Origin of the sequence: Pseudohoeflea suaedae (assembly GCF_004354915.1) — a bacterium.
Classification (GTDB): domain Bacteria; phylum Pseudomonadota; class Alphaproteobacteria; order Rhizobiales; family Rhizobiaceae; genus Pseudohoeflea; species Pseudohoeflea suaedae.
The window spans coordinates 259,935-276,886 of record NZ_SMSI01000001.1 but is presented as its reverse complement, the minus strand read 5'-3'; the positions used below and the strand labels follow the sequence as shown (position 1 = coordinate 276,886).

General features: G+C 61.8%; 13 protein-coding genes. 9 read left to right on the top strand and 4 right to left on the bottom strand.

Annotated features, from left to right (window positions below):
• The first annotated feature begins 14 nt into the window (after positions 1-14).
• The 5 genes from mnmE (at position 15) to E2A64_RS01305 (ending at position 5,685) form a co-directional block, all read left to right on the top strand.
• The gene (mnmE, locus tag E2A64_RS01325) at positions 15-1,316 is read left to right on the top strand and encodes a tRNA uridine-5-carboxymethylaminomethyl(34) synthesis GTPase MnmE (RefSeq protein WP_133282648.1); all 1,302 of its coding nucleotides are present in this window, start codon (positions 15-17) and stop codon (positions 1,314-1,316) included.
• Positions 1,317-1,452: 136 nt separating this feature from the next.
• The gene (gene mnmG, locus E2A64_RS01320) at positions 1,453-3,324 is read left to right on the top strand and encodes a tRNA uridine-5-carboxymethylaminomethyl(34) synthesis enzyme MnmG (protein ID WP_133282647.1); all 1,872 of its coding nucleotides are present in this window, start codon (positions 1,453-1,455) and stop codon (positions 3,322-3,324) included.
• A gap of 6 nt (positions 3,325-3,330) precedes the next feature.
• A complete protein-coding gene (gene rsmG / locus E2A64_RS01315) occupies positions 3,331-3,972 on the top strand; it encodes a 16S rRNA (guanine(527)-N(7))-methyltransferase RsmG (RefSeq protein ID WP_133282646.1) in 642 nt (213 codons plus the stop codon).
• Positions 3,969-4,763 (top strand): ParA family protein, encoded by a 795-nt coding sequence (locus E2A64_RS01310; RefSeq protein ID WP_133282645.1) that lies wholly within the window; start codon positions 3,969-3,971, stop codon positions 4,761-4,763. Before rsmG ends, E2A64_RS01310 begins: the two co-directional genes overlap by 4 nt.
• Positions 4,764-4,791: 28 nt before the next feature.
• Entirely contained in the window at positions 4,792-5,685 is an 894-nt protein-coding gene (locus E2A64_RS01305; RefSeq protein ID WP_133282644.1) for a ParB/RepB/Spo0J family partition protein, read from the top strand.
• Positions 5,686-5,710: 25 nt separating this feature from the next.
• Here E2A64_RS01305 and holA read toward each other — a convergent pair whose 3' ends face one another.
• From holA to leuS, 3 genes are read right to left on the bottom strand one after another with little or no spacing between them, the layout of a single operon-like run.
• The gene (holA, locus tag E2A64_RS01300; RefSeq protein ID WP_133282643.1) at positions 5,711-6,772 is read right to left on the bottom strand and encodes a DNA polymerase III subunit delta; all 1,062 of its coding nucleotides are present in this window, start codon (positions 6,770-6,772) and stop codon (positions 5,711-5,713) included.
• Positions 6,772-7,290, bottom strand: a complete 519-nt coding sequence (locus tag E2A64_RS01295; protein WP_133282642.1) for an LPS assembly lipoprotein LptE — start codon at positions 7,288-7,290, stop codon at positions 6,772-6,774. Before E2A64_RS01295 ends, holA begins: the two co-directional genes overlap by 1 nt.
• Complete coding sequence (gene leuS, locus E2A64_RS01290) at positions 7,277-9,898, bottom strand: leucine--tRNA ligase (protein WP_133282641.1); 2,622 nt, start codon at positions 9,896-9,898, stop codon at positions 7,277-7,279. The genes E2A64_RS01295 and leuS overlap by 14 nt, the downstream gene beginning before the upstream one ends.
• Before the next feature lie 205 nt (positions 9,899-10,103).
• On the opposite strand from leuS, the gene E2A64_RS01285 reads away from it, so the two are divergent.
• The 3 genes from E2A64_RS01285 (at position 10,104) to E2A64_RS01275 (ending at position 13,800) form a co-directional block, all read left to right on the top strand.
• Entirely contained in the window at positions 10,104-10,775 is a 672-nt protein-coding gene (locus tag E2A64_RS01285) for a YggS family pyridoxal phosphate-dependent enzyme (protein ID WP_133282640.1), read from the top strand.
• A gap of 206 nt (positions 10,776-10,981) precedes the next feature.
• On the top strand, positions 10,982-12,892 hold the full coding sequence (locus E2A64_RS01280; RefSeq protein WP_133282639.1) for a propionyl-CoA synthetase: 1,911 nt from the start codon (positions 10,982-10,984) through the stop codon (positions 12,890-12,892).
• 122 nt (positions 12,893-13,014) lie between these two features.
• Positions 13,015-13,800 (top strand): SDR family NAD(P)-dependent oxidoreductase, encoded by a 786-nt coding sequence (locus tag E2A64_RS01275; RefSeq protein ID WP_133282638.1) that lies wholly within the window; start codon positions 13,015-13,017, stop codon positions 13,798-13,800.
• 79 nt (positions 13,801-13,879) lie between these two features.
• Here the strand turns inward: E2A64_RS01275 and E2A64_RS01270 are convergent, their stop codons facing one another.
• Positions 13,880-14,581, bottom strand: a complete 702-nt coding sequence (locus tag E2A64_RS01270) for a DUF1013 domain-containing protein (RefSeq protein ID WP_133282637.1) — start codon at positions 14,579-14,581, stop codon at positions 13,880-13,882.
• Between the two features lie 253 nt (positions 14,582-14,834).
• Between E2A64_RS01270 and acs the strand changes: the two genes are divergently transcribed.
• Positions 14,835-16,781 carry an acetate--CoA ligase gene (gene acs, locus E2A64_RS01265; protein ID WP_133282636.1) on the top strand — a complete coding sequence of 649 codons (1,947 nt, stop codon included), beginning with the start codon at positions 14,835-14,837 and terminating at the stop codon, positions 16,779-16,781.
• Positions 16,782-16,952: the final 171 nt, after the last annotated feature.

Here is a 16,952-nt window from a genome sequence, read left to right as displayed (position 1 = left end):
AGCGGGAGCGATTCGTGAGCGAAACGATCTTCTCCCTCTCGACCGGGGGTCTGCCTTCCGGCGTGGCCGTCATCCGTATCTCCGGTTCCGGGACTCGATTCGCTTTCGAAACGATATGCGGATCGGTACCGGAAGCGCGGCATGCCGCCTATCGCGTGTTCCGCGACAGCGACGGGCAGCCCATCGATCGTGGGCTGGCCCTTTATTTTCCCGCACCCGCCTCCTTTACGGGTGAGGAGTGTGGAGAATTTCATCTTCACGGCAGCCGCGCGGTCGTTGCGCGATTTCTCGAGGTGCTCTCCGCGCTTGATGGTTTTCGCCAGGCGGAAGCCGGCGAGTTCACACGCCGCGCGTTCGACAATGGCAAGATGGATCTCACGGCCGTCGAGGGCCTGTCAGACCTTTTGGCGGCGGAGACGGAAATGCAGCGCCGCGCTGCGCTCGATCAGGCCGGCGGGCACCTCAACAGCCTCTATGAGGGCTGGATGCATCGCCTGACCCATTGCAGGGCGATGCTCGAAGCGGATTTCGACTTTGCCGACGAAGAGGATGTTCCCGGTACTGTCGCAGATCAGGTCTGGCCCGATATCACCGCGTTGAAATCTGAAATAGAACAACATATTCAATGCGTTAAGTGGGGCGAGACAATAAGGGACGGCTTCCGCGTGGCATTGGTGGGCGCGCCGAATGTCGGTAAGTCGACATTGCTCAACCGGTTGGCGGACCGTGACGTCGCCATTGTCTCGGATCGCCCGGGGACCACTCGCGATTCCATCGAGGTGAGGCTTGATATTGGCGGGCATCTGGTCCGGGTGATCGACACGGCCGGCCTCCGCGAGACTGAGGACGAGGTGGAATCAGAAGGCATCCGCCGGTCATTGCGGATGGCCGAGGCAGCGGATCTCATTCTGCTTCTGGATGACGGAAATTCCGAGATTCCGGATCGACTGCCGGATGTTCCCTGCATCAGGGTGCACAGCAAGTCGGATATCCGGGATGTGACCGAAGGGCCGGGTAGCCTGTCCCTCTCGGCCGTATCGGGTGAAGGTGTGCGGCAGCTGATCGACCTTATTGCCCGGGAACTGGCGCAGAGATCCGGCCGTATTGAAGGTCTGCCAAATCGGCAGCGTCACGAAACATTGCTTCGCGAGGCAGTTTCGCGTATCGAAGCAGGTCTTGAAGCGAGGGTGCTCGGCTCCGAGATCGCGGCTTCCGAGCTGATGGCCGCGTCAGAGGCTTTGGGGCGGATTACCGGGCGCGTGAACGTGGAAGATCTTTTGGGTGTGATATTCTCGCAGTTCTGCATCGGCAAGTGATTCACGTGAAACATCCGAATCCAGATCGTGAGTGATTCGCAATAAAATTGTTTCACGTGAAACGCCCGAGGTGCAATTCTCGGGCACTACCCGCTATGAGTCCAACCGCATCACCCCTGGAAGGGGAGAGTGAACCATGGATTATGATGTCATTGTGATTGGTGGCGGTCATGCCGGCAGCGAAGCTGCGGCAGCTTCCGCCCGTGCCGGCGCCAGGACGCTTCTGCTGACCAATCGTATCGATACGATCGGCGTCATGTCTTGCAATCCGGCGATCGGCGGTCTCGGCAAGGGTCATCTTGTTCGCGAGATCGACGCGATGGATGGCATCATGGGTATTGCTGCAGACCATGCGGGCATCCAGTTCCGTCTGCTAAATCGGCGCAAAGGTCCTGCCGTGCGCGGTCCCCGGACACAGGCCGACCGCAAGCTCTATCGCGAAAAGATCCAGGACCTGCTCAAGGCGCAACCCAATCTCGAACTGCTGGAAGGCGAGGCATGGGATCTCGAGCACGCCGACGGGGCTGTTACCGGCGTCAAGCTCAAGGACGGGCGAAGCATTGCAGCCAAGGCGGTCATCCTCACCACAGGTACGTTCTTGCGCGGGATGATCCATATCGGCGATCGGACCGTGCCGGCCGGACGTGTCGGTGAAGCGCCGTCACTCGGCCTGTCGGATACGCTGACGGGTTTCGGCTTCAAGCTCGGACGTCTCAAGACCGGCACGCCGGCGCGCCTGGATGGTACGACGATCGATTGGGACAAGGTAAGCTGGCAGGATGCCGACGAAGATCCGGTTCCCTTCTCATTCATGACGGACGAGGTCCCGCAAAGGCAGATCCGCTGCGGAATTACCCGCACGACGAGCGAAACCCACCGGATCATCGAGGAGAATATTCATCGCTCCGCCATGTATTCAGGCAGGATCGAAGGCGTGGGCCCGCGCTATTGCCCGTCGATCGAGGACAAGATCGTCCGCTTCGGCGAGCGCGACGGGCACCAGATCTTCCTCGAGCCGGAGGGTCTGGATGACGATACGATCTATCCCAACGGTATATCGACCTCGCTTCCCGAAGATGTCCAGGACCTGTTTCTGAGGTCCATTCCCGGACTTGAGAATGTTCGCATCAAGCAGCATGGCTACGCGATCGAATATGATCATGTCGATGCGCGCGAGTTGCGGCCGACGCTCGAGACGCGTGCGGTCACCGGACTTTACCTCGCCGGTCAGATCAATGGCACGACCGGTTATGAGGAAGCCGCTGCGCAGGGTCTGGTTGCCGGTCTCAATGCCGCGATGATCTCGACCGGTCGCGGTCCGGTGCAATTCAGCCGGACGGTATCCTATATCGGTGTGATGGTCGATGATCTGACCACGCATGGTGTGACCGAGCCTTATCGCATGTTCACGTCGCGGGCCGAGTTCCGCCTGTCACTGCGCGCCGACAATGCCGACATGCGGCTGACGCCGAAGGCGATGTCTCTTGGTATCGTCTCGGAAGCGCGCCGGACCAAGTTCGAAACCTATTCCGATTCGGTGGCGAAATGTATCGCCTTGGCGAAGACTGTCAGTGTCTCGCCGAACGAGGCTGAAATCCATGGCCTGGCTCTGAACAAGGATGGTATTCGCCGTTCGGCCTTCACCCTCCTTTCCTACCCGGATATCTCGCTCGAGCGCGTCATGCGGATCTGGCCGCAGCTCGGCGCATTCGATGCCAAGGTTCTCGAGGCGATGTCGATCGATGCGGCTTATGCCGTCTATCTCGAGCGCCAGGCGGAAGAGGTGGTAGCGCGTCAGAAGGAAGAGGGACGGAGTATTCCCGACGATTTCGACTATGGCTCGCTGCCGGGTCTTTCCAATGAGCTGAAGAAGAAGCTCAACACCGCGCGCCCGGCATCCATCGGTCAGATGGAACGGATCGAGGGAATGACGCCGGCTGCCGTGGCACTTGTCCTGGCCAATCTCAAAAGGTCTGGTCGCGTGCAAGCTGCTGTAAATGCTGGATAATCTACAATGAAGCCGCAAAATTCCGGGGATTCCCGTTTTGTTTCACGTGAAACAAGAGACCGCCTGAAGACCTACGAATCGCTCGTCCGCAAATGGCAGAAGTCCATCAATCTGGTCGCGCCCAGCACGCTTGACGAACTGTGGAGCCGCCATATCGAGGATTCGCTTCAGCTGTTCGCCCTCACGCCCGAGCCCAAGGTGTGGGCGGATCTGGGAAGCGGCGCCGGCTTTCCCGGTCTCGTCACGGCGATTTGTCTCGCCGAGGCGGGGGAGGGATGGGTTCACCTCATCGAGAGCAACAACAAGAAGGCGGCCTTCCTGCGAACGGCCATTACTGAAACCGGTGCAAGGGCCTCGGTTCATCCCGCGCGCATCGAGGCCGCGATCCCGACGATCGATCAACCGCAGGCCATATCGGCGCGTGCGCTTTCGTCTCTCGATGAATTGCTCGCATTCGTAGAACCCGTTGCCAAAAGGAATCCGACGCTGGAGTGCTGGTTCCATAAAGGCTTTGGATATCGCGATGAAGTGGCGATAGCGCGTGGGAATTGGCAATTCGATCTGGTAGAACATCCTTCCAGGGTGCTGGACGGATCCGTCATCCTGCAGGTCCGACAACTCGAGAAGATAGGCGCAGGCAAGTCATGAGGGCGGCCTCGAACAGGATCATCACCATCGCCAACCAGAAGGGCGGCGTCGGCAAGACCACCACAGCAATCAATCTGGCAACGGCACTTGCCGCCATCGGCGAGGAAGTGCTGATCGTCGATCTCGATCCGCAGGGCAATGCCAGCACGGGTCTCGGGGTCGATCGTCGTGATCGTGCATCTTCGACCTACGACATCCTGACCAATGGTGCATCGGTGTCGGAAACGGCGATGCAGACCGTGGTGCCGCATCTCTCCATTATCCCTTCGACGATGGATCTTCTGGGTGTCGAGCTTGAAATCGCCGGCGAGAAGGACCGCATCTATCGCCTCAAGAATGCCGTTCAGGCCGACGATGCCAGGCGCTATTCCTACATCCTGGTCGACTGCCCGCCATCGCTCAACCTCCTGACCATGAATGCCATGGCGGCCGCGCATTCCATCCTGGTGCCGCTGCAGTGTGAATTCTTCGCGCTTGAAGGTTTGAGCCAGCTTCTGGAGACCGTGTCGCGGGTGCGCGATACGCTCAATTCGGGGCTCGATATTCAGGGCATCGTGATGACGATGTATGATGCACGCAACAATCTCGCCCAGCAGGTGGTCGAGGATGTTCGCTCGCATCTGGGTGAGAAGGTCTACAGGACGCTGATCCCCCGCAATGTGCGCGTGTCCGAGGCTCCGTCTTACGGCAAGCCCGCGATCCTGTACGATCTCAAATGTGCCGGAAGCCAGGCCTATCTGCAGCTTGCTTCCGAAGTCATACAGCGCGAACGCAGCCGCAAGGCAGCCTGACGCATATCGCAGAGCATGGACGGGTAAGATGGCAGACGACACCAAGAAACGCCTCGGCCGCGGACTGGCCGCACTGATCGGGGAAATCGACCAGCCGGCCTCCGGTGATGCCGCTTCGAGGGCGCCGGTTCGGCCCGATCGCCTCGTGCCGATCGAACATGTCAGCCGCAATCCCAACAACCCGCGCCGGTCGTTCGACAAGTCCGAGCTCGAGGAGCTTGCTTCGTCCATCCGCAAGCACGGCATCGTCCAGCCGGTGGTCGTGCGGACCATGGCCGCCGATCATTTCGAGATCATCGCCGGTGAACGCCGCTGGCGTGCGGCGCAGCTCGCCGGCTTGGTGGAGATTCCGGTTCTGGTCCGCGATGTCGACGATCGTACGGCGCTCGAGATCGCCATCGTCGAGAACGTCCAGCGCAGCGATCTGAACCCGCTTGACGAGGCACTCGGCTACGAGCAGCTGATCGCGCAGTACAGCTATACCCAGAACGATCTCGGGGAAGTTATCGGCAAGAGCCGCAGCCACGTCGCCAATTCGCTTCGTCTTCTCAAACTGCCTGACGTGGTTCGTCAGATGCTGTCGTCCGGTGAACTCTCCGCCGGTCACGCCCGCGCGATCGTTTCGACGTCCGATCCGGAAGCGCTTGCACGGCAGATCGTCGATGGCGGCCTGTCCGTTCGCGATGCGGAAAAGCTCGCGCAGAAGGATGCCCAGCGCGCCGAGCAGGGCGTATCGGAAGAGCTCGAGAAAAAGAGCGTCGAGAAGGACGCGGACACGCTGGCGCTGGAGCGCAATCTCACCGATCGCCTGGGCCTGAAAGTGGCCGTCAGTCACAAAGGCCGTGGCGGATCGCTCAAGATCGATTACAAAAGTCTCGACCAGCTTGAATCCCTGTGCCGAATTCTCGGCGCAGATCTATGATATAAAACAATAGGTTAGGCTATTTCTAGCCTTGCATGAAACGCGGTCCGCCGGAAAGGCGGGCCGATATCAGGCATGTTCGCATGAGTGCAATTCGCGCCAGGGCGAATTCAATGGCCGGCTTGTTTCTAGTTTCGAAGATCGCATCCTCGAAGCGCTTGATCTCCTTGCGGATCAGCTCGAGGGACCAGTTGCGCAGCGCCTTTTCGAAGATGGGTTTGCGCTTGAAATGAATGGCGCGGCCACGGCCCTGCATCACGGCATTGAGCTGGCGCCCGTCATTTTCCATTTCGGCGCGCATCAGATCCATCAGCAGAAACTGCGACATCAGCCCACGCAGGACGAGAAAGACCGAGAGCTTGGATTTCTCGATGCGATCGAGAGCCATGTCCAGCTTGCGCAGATCGCCGCCGAGAACTGCATCGACGGCATCGTCCACGGAGAGCGATGCGACGTCGCCGATGGCGGCAATCACGTCTTCTTCCGTTACCTGGCCGTTACCGTGACAGTAAAGCGCGAGCTTGCGAAGTTCCCCTCGACTTGCGAGCCGGTCTCCGCCGAGCATGCTGGTCAACCGGGCGCGGGCGTCGCTGGCGATGGAAAGCCCGGCTGATTTCAGCTCCTCGTCGATCAGGGCCTGGACCGCGCGCGGGTCATCCGCATAGCAGGGAACGCCAACGGCAGTCCGGGTCTCGGCCACAAGCTTTCGCAACGGGCTCGATTTCTTGAGATCCCCGGCCTCGATGATGATGCGGGTAGAGGGAAGGTCGGTTCCGGCCAGGACCTTAAGTGCATCGACCAGACCTTTTTCCGCACCCGCATTGCGGATCCAGATCAGGCGGTCGCCACCGAAAAGGCTGACGGAATTGGCTTCATCGATCAGGCGGCCGGGATCACCGGACAGCTCGGAGGCGTCCATGCGGACGACCGAGAAGTCATCCTTCAGGTCAACGCCGGAATTGTTCGCGATTTCCGTGCCGCGCTCCGCCACAAGACCGCGATCGGGACCGAATATCAGCGCAATCGGGTAGGAGATCCGACCGCCGCGGGACAGCGACGCAAATTCATGCGCCTTGATTTCGGCCATCAGAGACCCATGCGTGAGAACTTGCCGGCGATATCCGCATTGAGAAACGCCGCAGCTTCGCGGGCTGCACGATTCTCCGCGTCGCGGATGGCGCGCACATCGGCATATTCCTGGTCGGGATTGTCGACCTGGGCCACCGCCTGTCGTTCGCCTGTGAACAGGGTCTTGCCGGTTGCCTGATCGATCATCTTGTAGGCACCGATCACGACGACACGGGCTGCGGTGAATTCGTCGTTGGTTCCGGCGGAGAGGACGCCCGTCTCCTTCGCCGTGACCTTCAGATCCATCTGGTAGGCCGTATTGGCAGGCTCGCCGGAGCCGCCCGAAAAGGCGAAGATCAATTCATTGCGAACGACCTGCTCGACGCGTGAACCGGGCTCGGTGATGGAGATCGAGCGCTCCTTGCCCTCCATGTCTGCATAGAGCGGACGAACCTGACATGCGGAGAGGGAGAGCGCGGCCGCTACGAGAAGGGAAGCGATACCGAGGCCGCGAAGAACCTGTCTAGATGACGACATTGACGATCCTTTTCGGAACTACGATCACCTTTTTAGGCTGTTTTCCCTCGAGCGCAACCCGTACGGCATCGAGGGCCAGGGCGGCTGCCTCGATTTCCTCCGGCGGGGCATCCGCGGGCACGGAAAGTTCGCCGCGCTTCTTGCCGTTGATCTGAACCGGCAGCACCAGTTCATCGTCGACCACAAGTGCGGGATCGAATGCCGGCCAGGCCTGTTCGGCAGCGAGACCGGTGCCGCCGATCTCCTGCCAGCAGGCTTCGGCCAGATGCGGCATCATCGGCGCGATCATGGCGACGAGAAACTCGACACCCTCGCGAAGGGCTGCCCTTGTCTCCGCGCCGGCCTTCTCGTCGAGCGCCGAAAGGTCGCGGGACAGCAGATTGGTCAGTTCGTAGATACGGGCCACAGCCTTGTTGAACTGGAGCCGGCCGAGATCTTCGCCGACGGCCTTGAGGGTCTTGTGAGCAGCTTTCGAGGTAGCGGAAAGCGGACCATCCTTAGCCGGATACGCAGCGACGCCGGCGATGGAAGGCGCGGCTTCGGCGACGAGGCGCCACAGGCGCTGCACGAAGCGGTGTGCGCCCTCGACGCCCGCCTCGCTCCAGATCACGTCGCGTTCCGGCGGGGAGTCCGACAGCATGAACCAGCGGGCGGTGTCCGCGCCATAGGTCGCGATGATATCGTCGGGGTCGACGACGTTCTTCTTCGACTTCGACATCTTCTCGATCGGACCGATTTCCACCGTGGCGCCGTCCGAGAGGCGGCTGGCGCTACGGGTGCCATCTATGTCGTCGATCCTTATCTCGGCGGGGGTGATGAAACCCTCGCCCGGCACCTTGTAGGTCTCGTGGACGACCATGCCCTGCGTGAACAGGCCCTCGAACGGTTCCTCGACCGTGTTGAGATGGCCTGTGGCCTTCATCGCGCGGGCGAAGAAGCGCGAATAGAGAAGGTGCAGGATCGCATGCTCGATGCCGCCGATATACTGGTTGACGGGCAGCCAGCCGTTCTTGCCGTCCACATAGTCGAGCGTTGTCGGCTCGGTCTCGTTCCAGGGATCGGTGAAACGGGCATAGTACCACGAGGAATCGACGAAGGTGTCCATCGTGTCGGTATCGCGGCGCGCATCCTTGCCGCAATTCGGGCACGACGTGTGCTTCCAAGTGGGATGGTGGTCGAGCGGATTGCCCGGCTTGTCGAAAGTGACATCCATCGGCAGTTCCACCGGCAGCTGATCGGCCGGAACGGGCACCGCGCCGCAATCATCGCAGTGGATGACCGGGATGGGGCAGCCCCAATAGCGCTGGCGGGAGATCAGCCAGTCGCGCAGGCGGTACTGCACGCGCCCCTGGCCCCAGCCCTTTTCCTCGTAGAGCGCGAGGGTGCGGTCCATCGCTTCCTGGCAGGTGATCTCCGTTCCCGGCTCGCCGTGCCAGTGAACGTAGCGCACCTTCTCCGTCTTCGCCGGCGTGAAGGCCTCGTCCCCGACCGATGCATCGCTGTCGAGCGGCTTGAAGACATCGACGACCGGCAGGCCGTATTTGCGGGCGAAATCCAGGTCGCGCTGGTCGTGCGCCGGGCAGCCGATAATGGCGCCGGTGCCATAGTCCATCAGCACGAAATTGGCGATCCAGAGCGGCAGTTCGAAATCGGGGTCTGCCGGATGGGTGACCTTCAGGCCGGTGTCGTAGCCAAGCTTCTCAGCCGTCTCGATGGCCGCCGCGGAGGTGCCGATGGCGCGGCATTTTGCGGTGAAGGCGGCAATCTCCGGATTATCCTGCGCCAGCGCCTTGGCCAGCGGGTGATCAGCGGCGATCGCGGCGAAGGTCGGCCCCCACATCGTATCGGCGCGGGTGGTGAAGACCGGCAGACTGTCAAAGCCTTCAGGCGCACCCTTGAGGCCGAACTCGAAGGCGAGACCGGTCGACTTGCCGATCCAGTTCTGCTGCATGGTCCGAACCTTGTCGGGCCAGCGCTCGAGCGTTTCCAGGCCATCGAGCAGCTGTTCGCTCATCGAGGTGATCTTGAAGAACCACTGGGTCAGGTCGCGCTGCTCGACCGGTGCGCCCGATCGCCAGCCGCGGCCGTCGATCACCTGCTCGTTGGCAAGCACGGTCATGTCGACCGGGTCCCAGTTCACCTTGGCGGACTTGCGCTCGACGAGATCGGATTTCCAGAAGTCGAGGAACATTTTCTGCTGGTGGCGGTAATAGGCCGGATCGCAGGTCGCCAGTTCACGCGCCCAGTCGAGCGACAGGCCCATGGTCTTGAGCTGGCCCTTCATGGTCTCGATATTGGCATAGGTCCAGTTGCGCGGGTTGACCTTGTTGTCGCGCGCGGCGTTTTCCGCCGGCAGGCCGAACGCGTCCCAGCCCATCGGGTGGAGCACATTGTAGCCCATGGCGCGGCGCCAGCGGGCAATGACGTCACCCATCGTGTAGTTGCGGACATGGCCCATATGGATACGGCCGGACGGGTAGGGGAACATTTCCAGCACGTAGTATTTCGGCCGCGGGTCGTCGTTCCGGGTCTCGAAAAGGCGCGCCTCATCCCAGGCCTTCTGCCAGCGGGGTTCCGTGTCGCGCGGATTGTAACGTTCAACTGCCATGTGAAATATTCCGAAAAGGGCCGATTTGTCGGGGCGACCTTCACCATGAAAGCCGCCAAGCGTCAACTGCAACTGCCCGCATAGTGGCGCCGAATGGCCCCTTGATGGCAGGAACGGCGCTTCCCGGCCTTCTCAATCGCCCGGTCATGACCTAAGACCGCGATGTTCGACTGATCCGACAAGACTGCCACGGGACGGAAAAACCATGAGCGCGCAAGACAATCTTACTATCGTTCTCGACCAGATCGCCACGGCCGAGGCCGATGCCGGCAGGGCAAGAGGATCGGTGCGTCTGGTCGCCGTTTCCAAGACCCACGATGCGGATGCCATCCGCCCGGTGATCGAGGCCGGCCAACGTGTCTTCGGCGAGAACCGCGTGCAGGAAGCCCAGGACAAGTGGCCGGGGCTGAAGGAGGATTTCGACGATATCGAACTCCATCTGATCGGTCCGCTGCAGTCCAACAAGGCCGAGGATGCAGTGGCGCTCTTCGATGTGATCGAGACGATCGACCGGGAAAAGATCGCGCGTGCCATCGCCAGGGAGATGGAGAAGCAGGGCCGTTCTCCCAAACTCTATGTCCAGGTCAATACCGGCAGCGAGGAACAGAAGGCGGGGATCGCGCCCGAGGAGACGGTCGCCTTCGTGACTATGTGCCGCGATGAACTCGGTCTTTGGATCGAGGGACTGATGTGCATTCCACCGGTCGACGAGAACCCCGGTCCGCATTTTGCGCTTCTCGCCAAGCTCGCCGGTGAATGCGGCCTGGAGAAGCTCTCCATGGGCATGTCCGGCGACTACGAGATCGCGGTCGCCTTCGGAGCCACGGAAGTCCGTGTCGGCAGCGCGATCTTCGGCGCGCGCGACTATCCCGCCTGAGCCGGCGGTTTCCCCATCTCCATCATTTGCGGTCCGGCTCATCTGGCCGGGCGGGCGCGACTGTGCGACAGTTTGTATCACGGCATGCGGCGCGCGCGGGCCCGAACCTAGCCCAAGGTAGTGTTTCGCCTGAAAGCGAAGAAGCCTAGTTTCGCCGCGGTTCAGTGAGGAGCGGGCGCGTGGAGGCGCCCGGGTGGAGGTGAGTCATGCAGGGCGCTTATCGCGAAGTCTACGATTCCTGGAAATCCGACCCCGAAGGGTTCTGGCGCGAACAGGCCAGGGCCATCGACTGGTTCAGCGATCCCGACCGGATCTTCGACAAGGACATGGGAACCTATGGCCGGTGGTTTCCGGATGCGGTGGCCAATACCTGCCACAACTGCCTCGACCGGCATGTCGAGAACGGGCGTGGCGGCCAGGCGGCGCTGATCTATGACAGCCCGGTCACCGGCAAGAAGAAGACCTATAGCTATTCCGAACTGCTCGGCGAGGTCACGGCGCTTGCGGCATCGATTGCCGATCTCGGCGTGTCGAAGGGCGACCGGGTCATCATCTACATGCCGATGGTGCCGGAAGCGATCATGGCGATGCTCGCCTGCGCGCGTCTTGGGGCGGTGCATTCCGTCGTCTTCGGCGGGTTTGCCGCCGCCGAACTGGCAACCCGCATCGAGGACAGCCAGGCCAAACTCGTCATTTCGGCATCCTGCGGCATCGAGCCGGGGCGCATCGTCTCCTACAAGCCGCTTCTCGACAGGGCGATCGAGATGGTGTCGACGCCGCCCGAAAACACCATAATCGTCCAGCGCGAGGAACAGGTCTGCGATCTGGTCGAGGGTCGCGATCATGATTTTCTGACGCTGATGGAGAAGAACCGCGGCCGCGACGTAGCTTGCGTTCCGGTGGCTGCAACCGATCCGCTCTATATCCTCTACACGTCGGGAACGACCGGGCAGCCCAAGGGCGTGGTACGCGATACCGGCGGCCACATGGTGGCGCTCAACTGGTCGATGGACGCCATCTACAGCGTCAAGCCGGGGGAGGTCTACTGGGCGGCCTCCGACATCGGCTGGGTGGTCGGCCATTCCTATATCGTCTACGGGCCCCTGCTTCACGGCAATACGACGATCGTCTTCGAGGGCAAGCCGGTGGGTACGCCGGATGCCGGCACCTTCTGGCGGATCATCGAGGAATACAAGGTGGCCGCTCTCTTCACCGCGCCCACGGCCTTCCGCGCGATCCGCAAGGAGGACCCGAAGGGCGAGTTCATCGGCAAGTACGATCTCTCTTCGCTTCGAACGCTCTTCCTTGCCGGAGAGCGGGCCGATCCGGACACGATCCAGTGGGCCGAGGCGATGCTTGGCGTGCCGGTCATCGATCACTGGTGGCAGACGGAAACCGGCTGGACGATCGCGGGCAATCCCACCGGTATCGAGATGCTGCCGGTCAAGCACGGCTCCCCGGCCGTCGCCATGCCTGGCTATGACATCGAGGTGCTCGACGATGCGGGGCATCCGGTCGGGCCCGGGACGCTCGGAAACATCGTGGTGAAGCTGCCGCTGGCGCCAGGCAACCTGCCGACCCTGTGGAATGCCGAGGCGCGGTTCCGCGATGCCTATCTCACCGAGTTCCCCGGCTACTACAAGACGGCGGATGCGGGCTATGTCGATGAGGACGGCTATCTCTTCATCATGGCGCGCACCGACGACATCATCAATGTCGCCGGCCACAGGCTTTCGACGGGCGGCATGGAAGAGGCCATCGCCAGCCATCCGGATGTCGCGGAATGTGCCGTCGTGGGCATAGCCGACCCGATGAAGGGGCAGCTGCCGGCGGGCTTCGTCGTCATCAATTCGGGGGTGGAGCGCGACATGGCCGACATCGAGGCCGAGATCGTGGCGCTTGTGCGCGAGAAGATCGGCCCGGTGGCCGCCTTCAAGATCGTCATGACCGTCAACCGCCTGCCCAAGACGCGCTCGGGCAAGATCCTCCGCGCCACCATGCAGAAGATCGCCGATGGTGAAAGCTGGAAGATGCCGGCCACGATCGACGATCCGGCGATTCTCGACGAGATCACCGCGACGCTGCGCGAGCGCGGTATCCTGAAGGACGGCAGGTGAGGCGCGGGGTGTGGCGCCGGATGAAAGGCGGGATGAAAGATTGACCCTGCAGTGGGGCGGCGGCATCTTGCCCCGCAATACCGAAGCGGGCAGTTCGGCCCGCCGCACTGAAAGGAATTCACATGCGTCTTGATGGAGAAACCGCAATCGTCACCGGCGGCGCCAAGGGGATCGGCCTCGCCATTGCCCGGCGCCTGGCGGAGGAAGGCGCGAAGGTCGTCATCGCCGATGTCGATGTCGAGGCGGGCAAGCAAGCCGAGCGCGATCTGGCCGCCGTGGGGACGGTGGAATTCGTCGAGGCCGACGTTTCCGAGCGGCTCGACGTCCACAACCTGATCACCGCTGCGGTGGACAATCACGGGCCGCTGGGCATTCTCGTCAACAATGCCGGCATCGTTCACCAGGCCGACTTTCTCGAGATCGAGGAAGAGGATTTCGATCGCGTGATTTGGGTCAACCTGAAGAGCGCCTTCCTGTGCGGCCAGGCCGCGGCGCGCCAGATGGTCAAGCAGCTCGAAGACGGCGTGAAGCCGGGCCGCATCATCAACATGTCGTCGATCAACGACACGGTGGCGCTTCCCAACCAGGTGCCCTACTCGGTATCCAAGGGCGCGGTGAAGCAACTCACCAGAGTGATGGCGCTGGCGCTTGCGCCGCACGGGATTCGCGTCAATGCGATCGGTCCCGGCTCGATCATGACCGACATGCTGGCCGCGGTTAACAACGATCCGGACGCCAAGAACAGGATCCTGTCGCGTACGCCGATCGGCCGGGTGGGTGAGGCGAGCGAGATTGCCTCGGTCGCCGCGTTCCTCGCCTCGGACGATTCGAGCTACATGACCGGTCAGGTCGTCTATGTCGACGGGGGCCGGCTGCCGCTAAACTACACCGTGCCCGTCAGGGACTGAGCGCAGGGCTCAACCAGCCAAGAACAAAAAAGCCGGGCGCAAGGCCCGGCTTTTCGTGTCTGGGGAAGGCTTCCCGCCTTCAATGCCGATCGTCGTCGTCTTCGTCGTCTTCCGGCTTGCTCTTCATCGAGGAGAGCTTGGCGAAAACGGCATCGGCGTCGATCTCGTCGTCCTCGGACCTGTCCTCCGCCGGTGCGGCGAAGTTCTCGGTCTCGCGGGCGGAAACCAGCACGCTGTCGTTTTCATCGGTGACCGGGCGGTTCTTGGCGGCGCGGTCGACTTCGAGGTCGAGGTCGATCTGGCTGCACAGGCCGAGGGTCACCGGATCCATCGGGGTGAGGTTGGCCGAGTTCCAGTGGGTGCGGTTGCGGATCTGCTCGATGGTCGACTTGGTGGTGCCGACGAGGCGGGAGACCTGCGCATCCTTGAGTTCGGGGTGGTTGCGCACGAGCCAGAGGATGGCGTTCGGGCGATCCTGGCGCTTGGAAACCGGCGTGTAGCGCGGCCCCTTGCGCTTGGCTTCGGGCACGCGAACCTTCGGCTCGGAGAGCTTGAGTTTGTAGTTGCCGTCCGCCTCGGCGCGGGCGATCTCGTCACGCGAGAGCTGGCCGGTCGAAATCGGGTCGAGGCCCTTGATGCCCTGCGCGGATTCGCCGTCGGCGATCGCCTTCACCTCGAGCGGGTGAAGTTTGCAGAACGTGGCGATCTGGTCGAAGCTGAGCGCGGTGTTGTCGACCAGCCAGACGGCCGTCGCCTTGGGCATGAGTAGCTGCTGAGCCATGGATATAGAATCCTCCTGTCCGCCCACTCCGGTGGCGCGGGCCGTGGAAAGTAAAACCACTAATTCCGGGAATGGCGGTCGATATAGCTGTTTCGCCGCGCAATTGCAATTCAACTTTCAAGGCCCGATGATGGTCGATGGATGACCGGTTCCATTGTCTAATTTGCGATGTCGTCGAGCGCTGTTATGAAGGTGCCGGATTTAAGGGTCTGAACCGCGCCGGCGAAGCGCGGATCATGGTGAGGAGGAATTCATGACCGACGTCTACAAAGTCCCCAAGGGTGCCAAGAAACGTGCTCACATCGACAATGATACCTATGAGAAATGGTATCAGGAGAGCATCCGGAACCCCGACAAGTTCTGGAAGAAGCACGGCAAGCGGATCGACTGGTTCAAGCCCTACAGCAAGGTCAGGAATGCCAGCTTCGACGGCAAGGTCTCGATCAAGTGGTTCGAGGATGGCCAGACCAATGTCGCCTATAACTGCATCGACCGGCACCTGAAGAAGCGCGGCGACCAGGTGGCGATCATCTGGGAGGGCGACAATCCCTATGACGACAGGAAGATCACCTATAACGAGCTGTACGAGCATGTCTGCCGGCTCTCCAACGTGATGAAGAAGAACGGCGTGAAGAAAGGTGACCGCGTCACCATCTACATGCCGATGATCCCGGAAGCGGCCTATGCGATGCTCGCCTGCGCCCGCATCGGGGCGATCCACTCGATCGTCTTCGGCGGCTTTTCGCCGGATGCGCTGGCCGGCCGCATCGTCGACTGCGAATCGACCTTCGTCATCACCGCCGACGAGGGGCTGCGCGGCGGCCGCAAGATCCCGCTCAAGGACAATACCGACAAGGCGGTCGATATCGCCAAGCGCGACGGCGTGATCGTCAGCAACGTGCTGGTCGTCCGCCGCACCGCCGGCAAGGTGGCCTGGTACGACGAGCGCGACATCTGGTACCACGAGGCCATGGCCGAGGCGAAGCCGGACTGCCCGCCCGCCAAGATGAAGGCGGAAGATCCGCTCTTCCTTCTTTACACCTCGGGTTCCACGGGCAAGCCGAAGGGTGTGCTGCACACGACCGGCGGCTATCTCGTCTATGCCTCGATGACCCACGAATATGTCTTCGATTACCACGAGGGCGACATCTACTGGTGCACCGCGGATGTGGGCTGGGTGACCGGTCACTCCTACATCGTCTACGGACCGCTCGCCAACGGCGCCACCACGCTGATGTTCGAGGGCGTGCCGAACTATCCGACGCCGGGCCGTTTCTGGGAGGTGGTCGACAAGCACCAGGTCAACATCTTCTACACCGCCCCGACCGCCATCCGCGCGCTGATGGGCGCAGGCAACGATCATGTCACGAAGAGCTCGCGCAAATCGCTCAGGACGCTCGGCTCGGTGGGCGAGCCGATCAATCCGGAAGCCTGGGAATGGTATTACAAGGTCGTCGGCGACAAGCGCTGCCCGATCGTCGACACCTGGTGGCAGACGGAGACAGGCGGCATCATGATCACGCCGCTGCCGGGCGCCACCGACCTCAAGCCCGGTTCGGCGACGCGGCCCTTCTTCGGCATCGAGCCGCAGCTCGTGGATGCCGAAGGGGCCGTTCTCGAGGGTGCCACCGAGGGCAATCTCTGCATCAGCCAGTCCTGGCCCGGTCAGATGCGCACGGTCTATGGCGACCATGAGCGTTTCGTGCAGACCTATTTCTCCGCCTATAAGGGGAAATATTTCACTGGTGACGGCTGCCGCCGCGACAAGGACGGCTATTACTGGATCACCGGCCGCGTCGACGACGTGATCAATGTCTCGGGCCACCGCATGGGAACGGCGGAAGTCGAGAGCGCGCTCGTCTCCCACGATGCGGTATCGGAAGCCGCGGTCGTCGGCTATCCGCACGACGTCAAGGGGCAGGGCATCTACTGCTACGTCACGCTGATGGAAGGCGTGGAAGGTTCGGAGGAGCTGAAGAAGGAGCTCGTCAAGCATGTGCGCGGCGAGATCGGCCCGATCGCTTCTCCCGACAAGATCCAGTTCTCGCCGGGCCTGCCGAAGACCCGCTCGGGCAAGATCATGCGCCGTATCCTGCGCAAGATCGCCGAGGACGATTTCGGTTCGCTGGGCGATACCTCGACGCTCGCCGATCCGGCCGTCGTCGACGATCTGATCGAGAACCGGCAGAACAGGAAGTGACCTGATCCCGGCTTGGCGCCGTTGAACATCACCCGCTCGCCGCATGCCGGCGGGCGGGTTTTTTCATGCCCGCCTCTTGCCAAGACTGCCGATCGACCCCACACTCTGTGTGTCATTAACGTATTGAAAGGAGGTGATCCGATGTCGAGTGATTCCAGGGTTCCGGTTCGG